Raw genomic sequence first — 12,409 nt, forward strand, 5'->3', positions numbered from 1 at the left:
CCTACTCAGGGGGTTCGCCCGGCGGCGATCAGGAGCACGTCTCGAACACGTACTCCTCGTGCCCCGGCGTGACGAGGTCGCGATCCCGCAGCACCATCGACCCCGGCGCCTCGTCGTCGGCGCACATCTCGGCGAACGACCGCGGCAGCTCATCGGAGTACTCGATGTCGATCACGGCGTCGCCGTAGACATCCGTGAAGGCTCCGCACTCCTGATAGACGGAGCACTCCTCGACCACGGCGAAGTCGAACCCGGCGCGCTCGCGCAGCAGGGGCGCATCCTCGGCGGCGTTCTTCTGCCCGGCCGCGAGCCCGGAGTCATGTGCGACGTCGACGAGCAGCGCCGCGAGGGCGAGGTTGTCATCGAGGGTGAGCGCGCCGTCAGAGCGGGTGTACGAGTCGAGGTTGTCGAACTCCACCGCCTCGAATCCCGATTCGGCGCACTCCTCGATCCACGGACCGACGATCTCGGCGATGCGCTCGCGGCGGTCGTCGGTCGAGGTGTCGAGCAGAGCCTCGTCCGGCCAGTCGGGGTCGAAAACGGGCGCGCCGCCGCTCTGCAGCACGAGGTCGTCGGGCCAGGTGTCGAGCTCGCCCGGCTGGGTCTGGAAACCGTTCACGTAGCAGATCGAGTACAGCCCCTCGGCGGGGTCATCCGAGCGGTCCCGACCCACGATGCCGACACCGTCGGCGGGTGCATAGGCGCCGCCGAGCTGGTAGTCGGGTGTTGCTCCCGCTGGAGGAGGCAGGAAAGGCGCAGGCGGGTCGGAGATGGTCGTGACGCAGCCCGAGAGGGCGAGGACCAGCGCGGCGACGGCGGTGACCGCGACCGTCGCGCGCCTCAGCTGCCGGCCCCGTACAGAGCGGCGATCTCTTTCGAACCCATCCCTTGATCGTACGTGCCGTGCTGGGGCCATCCGGCCGGGGAGTCCTCCCACTCCTCCTGGCGGCCGTAGGGGAGCAGGTCCACGAGCCCCTGCAGCTGACTCATGCGCTCGGTGCCTCGTCCGTTCGTGTGCCAGGTGCGATACACGGTGTCGCCGTCGCGCAGGAAGACGTTCACGCCGAAGCCCTCGTTCGGACCGGCATCCATGTCGGCGCCGAACGTGCTGTCGGCGCTCGAGAACCACGTCATGCGATTGCCCACCCGGTCGCGGTAGGCCAGTGCCTCATCGATCGGCCCGTTCGTCACGATCACGAAGCGGGCGTCGTAGTACCGCTCGAGGAAGTCGAGCCGCGTGAACTGCGAGGTGAAGCCGGTACACCCTGGGCACTGCCACTCGTTGCCATCGGTCCACATGTGGTTGTAGACGATGAGCTGTCGATGCTCGCCGAAGATCTCCGACAGCGAGACAGGACCGTCGGCCCCGACGAGCGTGTAGTCGGGCAGCTCGACCATCGGCAGCCGCCGTCGCTGGGCCGCGATCGCATCGAGCTCTCGCGTCGCCGCCTTCTCACGTACGCGCAGTGCGTCGAGCTCGCGTCGCCACGTGTCGGCGTCGACGACGGGCGGAAGGGGCGTCTGGGTCGTGCTCACGGTGGACCTCCGGATGCTCGGGAAGACAGTGCCCCCAGTGTGCGCTCGCCCACCGACATCGTCAACCGATCGGCGAAGGGGCACCGTCGACCGCGGGTGCATCGACCTCTTCGGCCGGATTGCGTCGGATGCCGATCCACGACACGACGCCGCCGAGCACGAGCAGCGCGGCCGTGACCCAGGCCGCGTTGTGGAAGCCCGCGAGGTCGAGCGTGCCGCCGATGATGGTCGACAGCATGGCGACGACGAGCAGTCCGGCGACGCGCGAGACCGCGTTGTTCACCGCGGAGGCGATGCCCGAGCGCGACTCGTCGATCGCGCCGAGGATCGCCGAGGTGAGCGGCGCCACGGTGAGCGAGAGCCCGAGACCCAGCACGATCATGGCGGGCAGCACCTGCCACCAGTAGTCGAAGTCCTCGCTGACGACGAGCAGCATGAGGGCGCCGACGGCCATGACGAGCGGACCGACCGTCATGAAGATCCGTGGACCGAAGCGCCCGGCCCATGAGCCTGCGCGCGAGCTGATCAGGATCATCAGGATGGTCATCGGCAGGCTCGCAAGGCCGGCGGCGGTGGCGCTGAGACCGGCGCCCTGCTGCAGGTAGACGCCCACGACGAAGCCGTTCAGCGACAGAGCGGCGTAGACGAAGAGAGTGGCGAGGTTGCCCCAGGCGAAATCGCGCACCCGGAACAGCGAGAGCGGCATGAGGGGAGAGGCCGACCTCTGCTGCCGCACCAGGAACCAGGCGAAGAGCGCAGCTCCGATCAGGCCGGGCAGCCAGATGGCGGGGGACTGCCAGCCGAGGTTCGGCTGCTCGATCAGCGCGAACACGACCGCGCCGAGGCCGATCGCGCACAGGGCTCCGCTGAGCCAGTCGACGCTCACCCCGCTCGGGTGCTCCTTCAGCTTCAGCCGGGAGAGCAGCACGAGGGTGACGGCGATCGGCACGACGTTGATGAGGAACACGAATCGCCACGACAGGAAGTCGACGAAGAGTCCACCGAGCAGCGGGCCGACGAGCTGCGCGGCAGTGGTGAATGCGGTCCACACGCCGATCGCCCGTGACTGCACGTCGGCGCGCATGGTCGCCGTGATCAGCGCGAGCGAGCTCGGCACGAGCAGAGCGCCGGCCGCTCCCTGCGCGGCTCGCGCGATGATCAGGATGAGGGGATCGGGGGCGGCGGCGACCGCGACGGATGCCAGGCCGAAGGCGATGAGGCCGATGCGCATCACGAGCACCCGACCGTAGGCGTCCGACAGCGATCCCGCGAGCAGGATCAGCGCGCTGAGGGTGATGAGGTACGCGTCGACCACCCACTGCTGCGTGGTGATGCCGCCGCCGAGTTCATCGCTGATCGCAGGCAGCGCGACCGTCACGACGGTGCCGTCGAGGAAGGTCACGAAGGATGCGAGGACGGCGATGGAGATCACGAGCCGCTGCAGGGGCGCGAAGCGAGAGGATGCCACACGCTGACACTACTGCCGCCGGGGACATCAGGGGCGGTCAGATGCCAGTCGTGCTCGCGCGATACAGGTCGCGCAGACCCGCTGTGCCGTGCTCGGTATAGGCCCGTCGCTGTCGCTCGGCACCCGTGCCGTCGGTGCGGATGCGAGCGATGCCCTCGGTGACGAAGTCCTCGTCGCCCAGTCGAGCGAGTGCGGGGCGCAGTCTGTCGAGCAGATCTCGCGCGACGTCCCAGAACGACGCGATCCCGCCGCTCGCCGGGTCGACGAGGCGCGCCTCGGTTCCGAATCTCGCTGCCGTCCACAGGGAGGCATCGATCGCGTCGACGCCGATCTCGGGTGCATCATCGATCGCGTCGCTCACCATCAGAGCGCGCGTGAGGGCCACGGCGAGCAGCGTGTCGTCGACCGTCAGTTGCGCGTCGAACACCCTCACCTCGACGGTGGGGAAGCGCTCGGACAGGCGGATGGCCCATGACAGCGAGCCGGCATCCGCGATCGCTGTCATCGCGACGAGTTGCTCGACGTGTGCACGGTAGTCGGCGAGATCGCGGAAGTGCGGCGGGCTCCACGACGACGGCAATCGTCGGATCAGGATGCTGCGCCAGCTGGCGAACCCCGAATCCCTGCCGTGCGCGAATGGCGCGTTGCCGGTGAGAGCCAGCAGAACGGGAAGCCACGGTCGCACACGATTGAGCACGCGGACGCGCTCTTCGTCGTCCACCACCTCGACATGGACGTGCAGCCCGTTCACCTCGTGCTCGCGGGTGATCTCGACGAGCTGCGCGTCCACCGCGTCGTAGTGGGGCGAAGAGACCACCGTCAGGCGCTTCGGTGAGATGAACGGGGTGCCGATGGAGGCGAAGACCGCACCCTGATCGGCGGCGTACGTGCCGATCAGGCTGCGCGTGCGTCGCAGCTGCGCCTCGGCATCCGCCCTGGTGGTCGCGGGCGATGTCGCCGACTCGAGCTGACAGGTGAGGTATTCGGGGGTGAGGCCCGCAGCAGCGTCCTCGGGGATGCGCTCGCGGGTGGCTGGGCTCATGGCCGCGGGTACGAGTGTCTGCTCATCGAGCAGGACGAACTCCTCCTCGACGCCGAACCGGGCCATATACGCGAGCCCTAGTGGTCGCGCAGCGCCGAGATGAGCTCGGCCTTGCGCTGACGGCTGTAACCGGTGAGGCCGATCTCCTTGGCGCGGGCGCGCAGTTCGTCGACGGTCCAGTCCTCGTAGTCGCCGTGTTCGCCGCCTCGGCGCCCGACAGCGCTTCGGCCGTCGCGGGCGGCGGCGTTCGAGATGCGGGCGGCCTTCTCCTTCGAGGCGCCGTCGTCGCGGAGCTCTTCGTAGAGCTCCGGATCCTTCAGCGAGTTGTTCCTGCGTCCTGGCATGTCGTGTGCTCCTCTCGCACGGCGGGAAGGCCCGAGTCAAGGCCCTCGGGGCATGGGATGAGGCGGTCTAGGTTGGGAGACCGTAGATGGGCGCCTCCCCCGCGCCCCGAGAAGGGAAGACCGATGAACATCCTGCTGATCATCATCATCGTCGTCGCCATCATCCTGGCGATCACCGGCGGGCTCGTGCAGTCCCTGCAGTTCCTCCTGTGGGTCGGCCTGGTGCTGCTGGCCATCGCGGTCATCGCCTGGTTGATCCGAGCGATCTCCGGCAACCGCACCCGCTGATCCGCGCAGTGAGGCCCGCTCCGGCGGGCCTCACTCCGTTCGGGATCAGTCCCTGGAGCTGTCGCGCAGGTTGTCGCCGACGTTCTTGGCGGCGTCCTTCACGTTCTCGCCGGCCTGCTTGGCGGAGGCCTTCGCCTGATCGCCGCGGCCCTCGGCTTCGAGCTTCTCGTTGTCGGTCGCCTTTCCGACGCCCTCCTTGATCTTTCCGCCGGCCTTCTCCGCTGCGTTCTTGATGTCGTCTGCTCCACTCATGGGGCTCTTCCTTTCATCAGTCGATCAATGTCCGTCCACCGTCCCACGGGACGAGAATCCTGCACACGGGATTGACAACGACGAGCACTCGTGACAGCGTCCGCCAGGCATCGACGTGGATGCCGCACACGACTAACCTGGCCCCAGGCGGGTGGTCCTGCCCGCTCTCACCTCGGCTGCGGCCGACGAAGGAAGCGGTAGAAAATGGACTCGATGATGATGGGCGCCATGCGCTCGAACATGATGTCGATGCCCGACATGGCGACGATGGACATGTCCGTCTTGCAGGCCTGCATGGACGCGTGTTCGGCGTGCGAGCAGGCGTGCACGGTGTGCTCGACGCAGATGATGGACTGCTCGCCCGCCTGCATGAACTGCGCCGACATGTGCAACACCATGATGCGGTCGATGATGCGGATGCAGGGCATAACCCCCGCGTCGATGATGGCCATGCTCGACGCCTGCATCGCGATGTGCCAGACGTGCATGGACGAGTGCATGCAGCACGCCGATCACAGCGAGGTCTGCAAGATGTGCGCTCAGGCGTGCAAGGACTGCATGGACGCGTGCATGGCCGTCAAGGACATGATGATGGCGACCGCCTGAGCCGCATCCCCTGTCATCGAGCGAGGACGGCTAGGCCGCCCGAGACGACACGCGCTCAGCCGAGCGCGACGTTGAACTGCGCGCGGCCGACGGCCAGCACGCCGTAGCGCACGTGCAGCGCGATCGGCGTGCCCGCGGGTGCCTCGAGCGCAGCACCCGACGCGTTCCACAGCGTGTGCGTGGCGTCGTCGAGCGTGCGCACGGTGAGCTCGCCCGTGGTCGCGTCGGCGTGCTCGACGATCGCGTCCGCCCACTCGCTCGGCGTCGCCGACGCGATGCGCGCCTGAATCAGGTGCAGCGCGTGGCCCGCCTCGAAGGAGGAGCAGGCGAAGCCGTGACGGCACATGCACGCAGAACGCTCACGCACCGAGAGGGGCGAAAGGTGGTTCAGCGGCGTGGACACGGTGGTCTCCTTCGTGAGCGGACGTTCCGGCAAGAGTAGGTCGGTCGCGCGAGAGACGGAACCCGGGCCGACACGCTGTGAAACAAACGGGCGTAGACTCGCCGGGTGCTGTTGTCGAAGAGTGCTCTCCGGATCCCGGATCGAGCGCAGATGGGAGCCGTGGGCGCGTTCAGCGCCACGGACAGAGGCTGACGATCGGCCGGAGGCGGAACACCCCGTCTTCGGAGCCGCGTCGTACCCGGCATCCACTCGGATGACCGCTCCTGTTCCTTCTTCCGCCGCTGTCTGCGGCCCACACGAAAGCACTCTTCTCATGCGTCCCATCGACGAGCGCACCCTGCGCGCCTCCTTCATCAACGCCTCCCGCAAAGAGGTCTCCGACCTCACGCTGCCCGCCGGCTTCCCCGACCTCGACTTCGACAGGCTCGACTACCTGGGATGGGTCGACCCCAGGCTGCCCCGCCGCTCGTATGTCGTCGCGTGGGTCGACGACGTCGTCACCGGGGTGATCCTCCAGCGAGCCGAGCAGCGCGTGATCGCGCGTGCGCAGTGCTCATGGTGCGAAGACGTGACCCTCCGCAACGACGTGCAGCTCTATGCAGCCCGCAAGGCCGGACCCGCGGGGCGCAAGGGAGACACCATCGGCACCCTCGTGTGCACCGAGTTCGGATGCTCGAAGAACGTGCGGGTGCTGCCGCCGCTGGCCTACGACGGCTATGACCGCGAGCTTGCGCGCGAGCTGCGCATCCTCAAGCTGCAGGAGCACGTGAGCGCGTTCATCGCGGCCGTGCGGAGCTGATCCTCACACGATCTCGAGTCGTGCCACCGTCTCCTCGTCGTCGCAGGCGCCCCCGACCCAGAGGCGGATGGCGCCGGGCTCGACCCGCTTGACGCCGTCGAGCCCCGTGAAGGCGAGCCGGTCGATCGGCACGTCGAACTCGACGAGCGCGTCGACGCCGGGCGCGAGCGCGACCCGCCTGAAGTCCAGCAGCTGGGCGAGCGGGCGGGTCACGCTCCCGACCTCGTCGTGCGCATACAGCTGCACGACATCCGTCGCCGCGACCGCGCCGGTGTTGCGCACCCGCACCGTCGCCCGGAAGGTCTCGCCCGCGGCGACCGACTCGGGAACCGTGAGTGCGTCGTGCGCGAAGGTCGTGTAGCTCAGGCCGAAGCCGAAGGGCCGCACCGGAGTCGAATCGGCACTCGTGACATCCGTGCGTCCGCCGAGCACGGGGTGCAGATACGAGTACGGCTGTGCCCCGGCCGACCGCGGCAGCGACACCGGCAGACGCCCGGACGGCGCGACGCGCCCGCTCAGCAGTCGCGCGAGAGCGGGACCGCCCTCCTCGCCGGGGAAGAACGTCTGCAGCACCGCTGCGGGGATCCCCGCAGACACTGCGTTCGCGGAGGCCGACGGGTCGACCGCTCCGAGCCCGGTCATGGTCCCTGCGGCACCTGCGCGAGCCGGCAGCGCCCAGTCGAGCACGTAGGGACGCCCGGTCATCGCGATCAGGATCACCGGAGTGCCGGTCGCGACGACAGCCTCGACCAGCTCTCGCTGGACGCCGGGGAGTTCGAGGTCGTCGACGTCGTTGCCTTCGCCGACCGTGCCTCGTCCGAAGAGGCCGGCGCGGTCGCCCACGACGACGATCGCGACATCGGCCGCAGCGGCGGCTTCGACCGCGGCGGGGATGCCGGAGCGGTCGGAGCCGTCGACCTCGCACCCGATCGTCGAGGTGATCTCGGCTGCAGGGAACTCGTGGCGCAGTGATGCGGTGACCGTCGGCAGATCGATGCCCGCGGGGGTGTCGGGGTGATGGGCGAGCACGTGGTTGACGAACGAGTAGCAGCCCATCAGCGCCTCGGCGCTGTCGGCGTTGGGACCGATCACAGCGATCCGCGAGGTCGTCGTCGGGGCGAGGGGGAGTGCGCCGTCGTTGCTCAGCAGCACGACCGACTCTTCGGCGAGGCGCCGTGCGAGCGCGCGGTGCTCGGCCGGATCGAGATCGATGGCGGTCGGAGGAGTGTCGAAGTCGGCATCCAGCAGCCCGAGCTCCTCCTTCTGCGCGAGCACCCGGCCCACCGCCCTGTCGAGGATCTCCGGTGAGAGCCGGCCGTCACGCACCTGCTCGGCGAGGGTGACGAAGGCGTCGGGCGAGGGCAGCTCGACGTCGATTCCCGCGGTGAGTGCGAGCCGGGCGGCATCAGCCGAGTCGGCGGCCGCGCGGTGCATGCTGTGCAGGAAATCGACGGCGAAATAGTCCGACACGACCACTCCGTCGAATCCCCAGCGGTCGCGCAGGATGCCGGTGAGATAGCGCGCGTCGGCCGTGACGGGCACCCCGTCGATGTCGACGTAGGAGTTCATGACGCTGCGGGCACCGCCCTCGTGGATCGCCATCTCGAACGGCGGGAGCAGCACGTCCTCGATCTCGCGCAGGCCTGCGCTCACGGGGGCATGGTTGCGTCCGGCCTTCGAGGCGGAGTATCCGATGAAGTGCTTGAGGGTCGCGTGCACGCCCTCGGACTGCAGGCCGCGGACATAGGCGGTGCCCACCCGGCCGACGACCAGGGGGTCTTCGGCGATGCACTCGTCGACCCGACCCCAGCGGGGGTCGCGGATCACATCGAGCACCGGAGCCAGACCCTGATGGATGCCGAGGCACCGCATCGACGAGCCGATGGCCCGACCGACCTCCTCGACCAGCTCGGGGTCGAAGGCCGCGCCCCACGCCAGCGGCGTCGGGAAGGTCGCCGCCTTCCACGCGGCGAGGCCCGTCAGGCATTCCTCGTGCACGAGCGCCGGAATGCCCAGTCGCGTCTGCTGCTGCAGTCGGCGCTGCTCGGTCCACAGCCAGGCGGCCCGCTCGACGGGGTCGACGGGGCGGGTGCCGTACACGCGCGTGAGGTGGCCGATGCCGTGTGTGGAGGCATCCTCGTAGCGCGTCGAGCTCTTCTTCTCGCCCGACATCGGGGCGACTACCTCGACGCCCTGGTCGACCCAGAAGCCGACGAGCTGCGCCTGCTTCTCTTCCAGAGTCATGCGGGCAAGGAGCGCCTCGACGCGGGCGGAGTGCGGCGCGGAGCCTGCGGGCTGCAACATCATGTTCTCTTTCTCGTTCTCGTCGACGTGGGGTGTCGCGACGGCGACCGCATCAGCCCTTGACTGCACCGGTCAGCCCTCCCACGATGCGCCGCTCGAACAGGCTGAAGAAGATCAGCGCCGGGATCATCGACAGCGAGGTGAACGCGAGCACCTTCGCGGTGTCCACGGAGTATTGGGATGCGAACGACTGCACGCCGAGGGGCAGCGTGAACGCCGCATCGTCATTGAGGATGAACAGCGGCAGCAGGTAGCCGTTCCAGCTGCCGATGAACGCCAGGATGCCCGTGGTGATGACCCCGGGGAGTGAGAGCGGCAGCACCATCCGCCAGAAGAACCCGATACGACTGCATCCGTCGATGAACGCGGCCTCCTGGATCTCGTCGGGGATGGCGCGCAGGAACGGCACGAGGATGATGATCGTCGTCGGCAGCGCGAACGCGATCTGGGGCAGGATCACTCCGCCGAGCGAGTTCATGAGCCCGAGACTGCGCACCACGATGTACAGCGGGGTGATCGCCACGGTCAGGGGGAACATCAGCCCGGCGGCGAAGAACGCGTAGAGCACCCCGCGGCCGGCGAACCGGTATCTCGCGAGGACGTACGCCGCCATGAGACCCAGGGCCACCGTGCCGACGGTGGTGGCGAGCGCGACGATCGTCGAGTTGCCCACGAGCCGCCAGAACACGCTGCCGGTGAGCACGTCGAGGTAGTTCGACACCACCCACGGCTGCGGGAACCCCGACGGATCGGTCGTGATCTGCGCGTTCGTGCGGAACCCGCCGGTGATGATGTAGGCGATGGGCGCCAGCATCAGACCGACCGCGATCAGCGCGACGAAGTACACGGCGGGGTTGGCCCATGGCAGCCGCGGCTTCGCGACGCGACCCGTGCGGGCCTTGCGCTGGGTGACGAGCACCGAGGTGGCGGTCATCGGACGGACTCCTTCTGTGTGGTGGCGTCGGCAGCCGCGTGGGCGTCTGCGTCGGCCTCCTGCGGCGCGGCGTCCTGCCGCGCACGGGATCGGGTGCTCTTCTTCCGGCCGGAGGCACCGGTGAGGGCGCCGTCGGTGTCCTTGCGCAGCACGGCACGCTGATAGATGAGAGCGACCACGAGCGAGATGAGGAAGAGCACGACCGCGACCGCGTTGCCGTAGCCGTAGTTGCCGGCGTTGCGTCCTTCGGAGACCATGTAGGTCGCCATCGTCGAGGTGCCGGCGGTGGAGGCGATGTACTGCCCCCAGATGATGTAGACGAGGTCGAACAGCTGCAGCGAGCCGATGATCGACAGGAACGCCCAGATGCGCAGAGTGGGTGCGAGCAGCGGCAGCGTGATCCGCCACTGGATCTGCCAGTAGGACGCGCCGTCGATGGCCGCGGCTTCGTTCAGCTCCTCGGGAATGCCCTGCAGGCCGGCGAGGAACAGGATGACCGCGAAGCCGACGTACTTCCAGGTGATGATCGCCATCAGCGTCCAGATCGCGATCCCGGGGTCCGACAGCCAGTCGGTCGCCAGGAAACCCAGACCCATGTTGGTCAGCATCGCGTTGAGCGCGCCGTTGGTCTGCAGCATCAGGCTCCACCCCGTGCCCACGACGACCTCGGAGATCACGTAGGGCACGAAGATCAGCACGCGGATCAGCGACTGACCTCGCATCTTGCGGTTCAGCAGCAGCGCCAGCATGATGGCGACCGGACCCTGGAGCACGAGGGAGAACACCAGGATGAAGCCGTTGTGCGCGAGCGCGTCGTGGAAGAGGGGATCCTGAAGGATCGTGAGGTAGTTCTTCAACCCGACGAAATCGGTGGGCGGGCCGTAGCCCTGCCAGCTGAAGAACCCGTAGTACGCCGCCATCAGCACCGGGAAGATGACGAAGGCGAGGAAGACGAGCAGGGCGGGCCCGGCCAGAAGCATCACTTCCAGCCGGGCACGCGTGTCACGCTTTCGCTGCGGCATCCTGCACAGCCTTGACCAGGTCCTCCGCGCTGCTGTTGCCCGCGAGCAGGTCGACCACCGCGACGTTCAGCGCATTGCCCACGTTCTGGCCGTAGACCGTGTCGAGCCACTGCGTCGCATACGGAGCCGCGTTGTAGGCCTCGAGGATCGTCTGCAGGTAGGGCTCGGTGACGGCCTCCTGAGCGACGGTGTTGACCGGCGGTGCGTTGAAGGCCTTGTAGTACGCCGTCTGCACGGCTGACGTGCCGATGTAGTTCAAGAAGTCCACGCAGGCGTCCGGCGCATCGACCGAGCACGAGTAGCCGTCGACGCCGCCCATCATCGAACCGGGCTCGCCGTCTCCGCCCTCGACCTCGGGGAACGGGAACCAGCTGAGGTCGGCCAGCGGCTTCTGGTCAGGGGTGAGCGAGCCGATGACTCCGGGGTTCCACGCGCCCATGAGCTCCATGGCGGCCTGGTGGTTCGCGATGAGGCCGGCGGAGCTGCCGGCGCCCTGCTGTGCCGGAGTCGTCAGGAAGCCCGAGTTGAAGGGCTCGGTCTCGGCGAACGACTGCAGGTCCTCACCCGCACGCACCCAGCACTCGTCGCTGAAGTCCATCTCGTCTGCGGCCTTGGCGAGCGTGTCCGAGCTGCACTCGCGCAGTGCGAGCCAGTAGTACCAGTGCGCGGCGGGCCAGGCATCCTTGGCGCCCAGCGCGATCGGGTCGATGCCGGCGCCCTTGAGCGCGACCGTGGCCTCTTCGAGCTCGTCGAGGGTGGTCGGGTTCTCGGTGATGCCGGCCTGATCGAAGAGGTCCTGGCTGTAGAACAGGCCGCCGGGCAGCACGGCGACGGGCATGGCGTAGATCTTGCCGTCGAGGCTGTTCGCCGAGTATGAGGCGTCGGGGATCTCGTCGGCGGCAGGACCCGAGATGGCGTCGGTGAGGTCCTTCAGCTGGCCGGCCTTGACCATCGCGGCCATCTTGCCGCCGCCGCGCTGCAGGAAGATGTCGGGGGCGTCTCCCGAGTTGAGGGCGGTCTGCAGCTTTCCGTCGAGATCCTCGTTCTGGATCGACTGGATGTCGATCGTGACGCCCGGGTTGTCCTTCTCGAAATCGGCGACCGTCTGCTCCCAGAACTCCACTCCGGGGCCTGTCGTGGAGTTGTGCCAGAGGGTCATGCTGGTGTCGCCGCCGTCGCCGGTGCCGGACGAGTCTGCGGTGCAGCCCGAGAGCGCGAGCGCTCCGACGGCCATTGCTGCGACCGCGGAGGCGAGGGGGAGCCTTCTGCTGTTCATGTGATCGTTCTCCTCATCGAGTTGCGCGCCGCTTCGCTGCGGGGCGCCTGCGGACGCTCAGTCGAGACCGCAGTGGCATGAGTCTCCAGTCGGAGCACTCGTCCGTCAAACGTTTTCGAAAACAGTTTCCATATA

Annotated in this window: 14 protein-coding genes; 2 read left to right on the forward strand and 12 right to left on the reverse strand. The window is 68.2% G+C overall.

Features of this window, described 5'->3' with window-relative positions; all coding sequences use genetic code 11:
* Positions 1-28: 28 nt before the first annotated feature.
* The 5 genes from MRBLMI13_RS17240 to MRBLMI13_RS17260 all read right to left on the reverse strand — a co-directional run bounded on the left by MRBLMI13_RS17240 (position 29) and on the right by MRBLMI13_RS17260 (position 4,390).
* Positions 29-916, reverse strand: coding sequence for an endo alpha-1,4 polygalactosaminidase (locus MRBLMI13_RS17240; RefSeq protein ID WP_367824163.1), 888 nt, complete (start codon positions 914-916; stop codon positions 29-31).
* Positions 841-1,536 (reverse strand): DUF899 domain-containing protein, encoded by a 696-nt coding sequence (locus MRBLMI13_RS17245; protein ID WP_309691176.1) that lies wholly within the window; start codon positions 1,534-1,536, stop codon positions 841-843. Before MRBLMI13_RS17245 ends, MRBLMI13_RS17240 begins: the two co-directional genes overlap by 76 nt.
* A gap of 61 nt (positions 1,537-1,597) precedes the next feature.
* Entirely contained in the window at positions 1,598-3,004 is a 1,407-nt protein-coding gene (locus MRBLMI13_RS17250; protein ID WP_367824166.1) for an MFS transporter, read from the reverse strand.
* Positions 3,005-3,041: 37 nt separating this feature from the next.
* On the reverse strand, positions 3,042-4,112 hold the full coding sequence (locus MRBLMI13_RS17255) for a carboxylate-amine ligase (RefSeq protein WP_367824168.1): 1,071 nt from the start codon (positions 4,110-4,112) through the stop codon (positions 3,042-3,044).
* An 11-nt stretch (positions 4,113-4,123) separates the two neighbouring features.
* The gene (locus tag MRBLMI13_RS17260) at positions 4,124-4,390 is read right to left on the reverse strand and encodes a DUF7218 family protein (RefSeq protein ID WP_056374055.1); all 267 of its coding nucleotides are present in this window, start codon (positions 4,388-4,390) and stop codon (positions 4,124-4,126) included.
* Positions 4,391-4,513: 123 nt separating this feature from the next.
* On the opposite strand from MRBLMI13_RS17260, the gene MRBLMI13_RS17265 reads away from it, so the two are divergent.
* On the forward strand, positions 4,514-4,678 hold the full coding sequence (locus tag MRBLMI13_RS17265) for a hypothetical protein (protein WP_164481676.1): 165 nt from the start codon (positions 4,514-4,516) through the stop codon (positions 4,676-4,678).
* A gap of 45 nt (positions 4,679-4,723) precedes the next feature.
* On the opposite strand, the gene MRBLMI13_RS17270 is transcribed toward MRBLMI13_RS17265, so the two are convergent.
* The 3 genes from MRBLMI13_RS17270 to MRBLMI13_RS17280 form a co-directional block, all read right to left on the reverse strand.
* Positions 4,724-4,930 carry a CsbD family protein gene (locus MRBLMI13_RS17270; RefSeq protein WP_079113471.1) on the reverse strand — a complete coding sequence of 69 codons (207 nt, stop codon included), beginning with the start codon at positions 4,928-4,930 and terminating at the stop codon, positions 4,724-4,726.
* Between the two features lie 167 nt (positions 4,931-5,097).
* On the reverse strand, positions 5,098-5,382 hold the full coding sequence (locus MRBLMI13_RS17275) for a hypothetical protein (protein WP_231567502.1): 285 nt from the start codon (positions 5,380-5,382) through the stop codon (positions 5,098-5,100).
* Between the two features lie 209 nt (positions 5,383-5,591).
* On the reverse strand, positions 5,592-5,939 hold the full coding sequence (locus MRBLMI13_RS17280) for a hypothetical protein (protein WP_042540052.1): 348 nt from the start codon (positions 5,937-5,939) through the stop codon (positions 5,592-5,594).
* Positions 5,940-6,252: 313 nt separating this feature from the next.
* On the opposite strand from MRBLMI13_RS17280, the gene MRBLMI13_RS17285 reads away from it, so the two are divergent.
* Positions 6,253-6,738, forward strand: coding sequence for an FBP domain-containing protein (locus tag MRBLMI13_RS17285; RefSeq protein WP_367824171.1), 486 nt, complete (start codon positions 6,253-6,255; stop codon positions 6,736-6,738).
* 3 nt (positions 6,739-6,741) lie between these two features.
* Here the strand turns inward: MRBLMI13_RS17285 and MRBLMI13_RS17290 are convergent, their stop codons facing one another.
* The 4 genes from MRBLMI13_RS17290 to MRBLMI13_RS17305 are packed head-to-tail and all read right to left on the reverse strand — an operon-like array spanning position 6,742 to position 12,274.
* Positions 6,742-9,045 (reverse strand): beta-glucosidase family protein, encoded by a 2,304-nt coding sequence (locus MRBLMI13_RS17290; protein WP_414686000.1) that lies wholly within the window; start codon positions 9,043-9,045, stop codon positions 6,742-6,744.
* Positions 9,046-9,094: 49 nt separating this feature from the next.
* Positions 9,095-9,976: a carbohydrate ABC transporter permease gene (locus MRBLMI13_RS17295; RefSeq protein ID WP_153302245.1), complete on the reverse strand. Its 882-nt coding sequence runs from the start codon at positions 9,974-9,976 to the stop codon at positions 9,095-9,097.
* Positions 9,973-10,998, reverse strand: a complete 1,026-nt coding sequence (locus tag MRBLMI13_RS17300) for a carbohydrate ABC transporter permease (protein ID WP_367824173.1) — start codon at positions 10,996-10,998, stop codon at positions 9,973-9,975. Before MRBLMI13_RS17300 ends, MRBLMI13_RS17295 begins: the two co-directional genes overlap by 4 nt.
* Positions 10,979-12,274, reverse strand: a complete 1,296-nt coding sequence (locus MRBLMI13_RS17305) for an ABC transporter substrate-binding protein (RefSeq protein ID WP_367824175.1) — start codon at positions 12,272-12,274, stop codon at positions 10,979-10,981. The genes MRBLMI13_RS17300 and MRBLMI13_RS17305 overlap by 20 nt, the downstream gene beginning before the upstream one ends.
* Between the last annotated feature and the right edge of the window lie 135 nt (positions 12,275-12,409).

It is taken from the genome of Microbacterium sp. LMI13-1-1.1 (assembly GCF_040815625.1).
In the GTDB taxonomy this organism is placed as follows: domain Bacteria; phylum Actinomycetota; class Actinomycetes; order Actinomycetales; family Microbacteriaceae; genus Microbacterium; species Microbacterium forte.

Bases quoted from the DNA above. Each gene is read 5' to 3' on its own strand.
- MRBLMI13_RS17240 (WP_367824163.1), bottom strand. From the start codon at position 916: ATGGCCCCAGCACGGCACGTACGATCAAGGGATGGGTTCGAAAGAGAT.
- MRBLMI13_RS17255 (WP_367824168.1), bottom strand. From the start codon at position 4,112: ATGGCCCGGTTCGGCGTCGAGGAGGAGTTCGTCCTGCTCGATGAGCAG.
- MRBLMI13_RS17260 (WP_056374055.1), bottom strand. From the start codon at position 4,390: ATGCCAGGACGCAGGAACAACTCGCTGAAGGATCCGGAGCTCTACGAA.
- MRBLMI13_RS17265 (WP_164481676.1), top strand. From the start codon at position 4,514: ATGAACATCCTGCTGATCATCATCATCGTCGTCGCCATCATCCTGGCG.
- MRBLMI13_RS17270 (WP_079113471.1), bottom strand. From the start codon at position 4,930: ATGAGTGGAGCAGACGACATCAAGAACGCAGCGGAGAAGGCCGGCGGA.
- MRBLMI13_RS17275 (WP_231567502.1), bottom strand. From the start codon at position 5,382: ATGGCCATCATCGACGCGGGGGTTATGCCCTGCATCCGCATCATCGAC.
- MRBLMI13_RS17285 (WP_367824171.1), top strand. From the start codon at position 6,253: ATGCGTCCCATCGACGAGCGCACCCTGCGCGCCTCCTTCATCAACGCC.
- MRBLMI13_RS17290 (WP_414686000.1), bottom strand. From the start codon at position 9,045: ATGATGTTGCAGCCCGCAGGCTCCGCGCCGCACTCCGCCCGCGTCGAG.
- MRBLMI13_RS17295 (WP_153302245.1), bottom strand. From the start codon at position 9,976: ATGACCGCCACCTCGGTGCTCGTCACCCAGCGCAAGGCCCGCACGGGT.
- MRBLMI13_RS17300 (WP_367824173.1), bottom strand. From the start codon at position 10,998: ATGCCGCAGCGAAAGCGTGACACGCGTGCCCGGCTGGAAGTGATGCTT.
- MRBLMI13_RS17305 (WP_367824175.1), bottom strand. From the start codon at position 12,274: ATGAACAGCAGAAGGCTCCCCCTCGCCTCCGCGGTCGCAGCAATGGCC.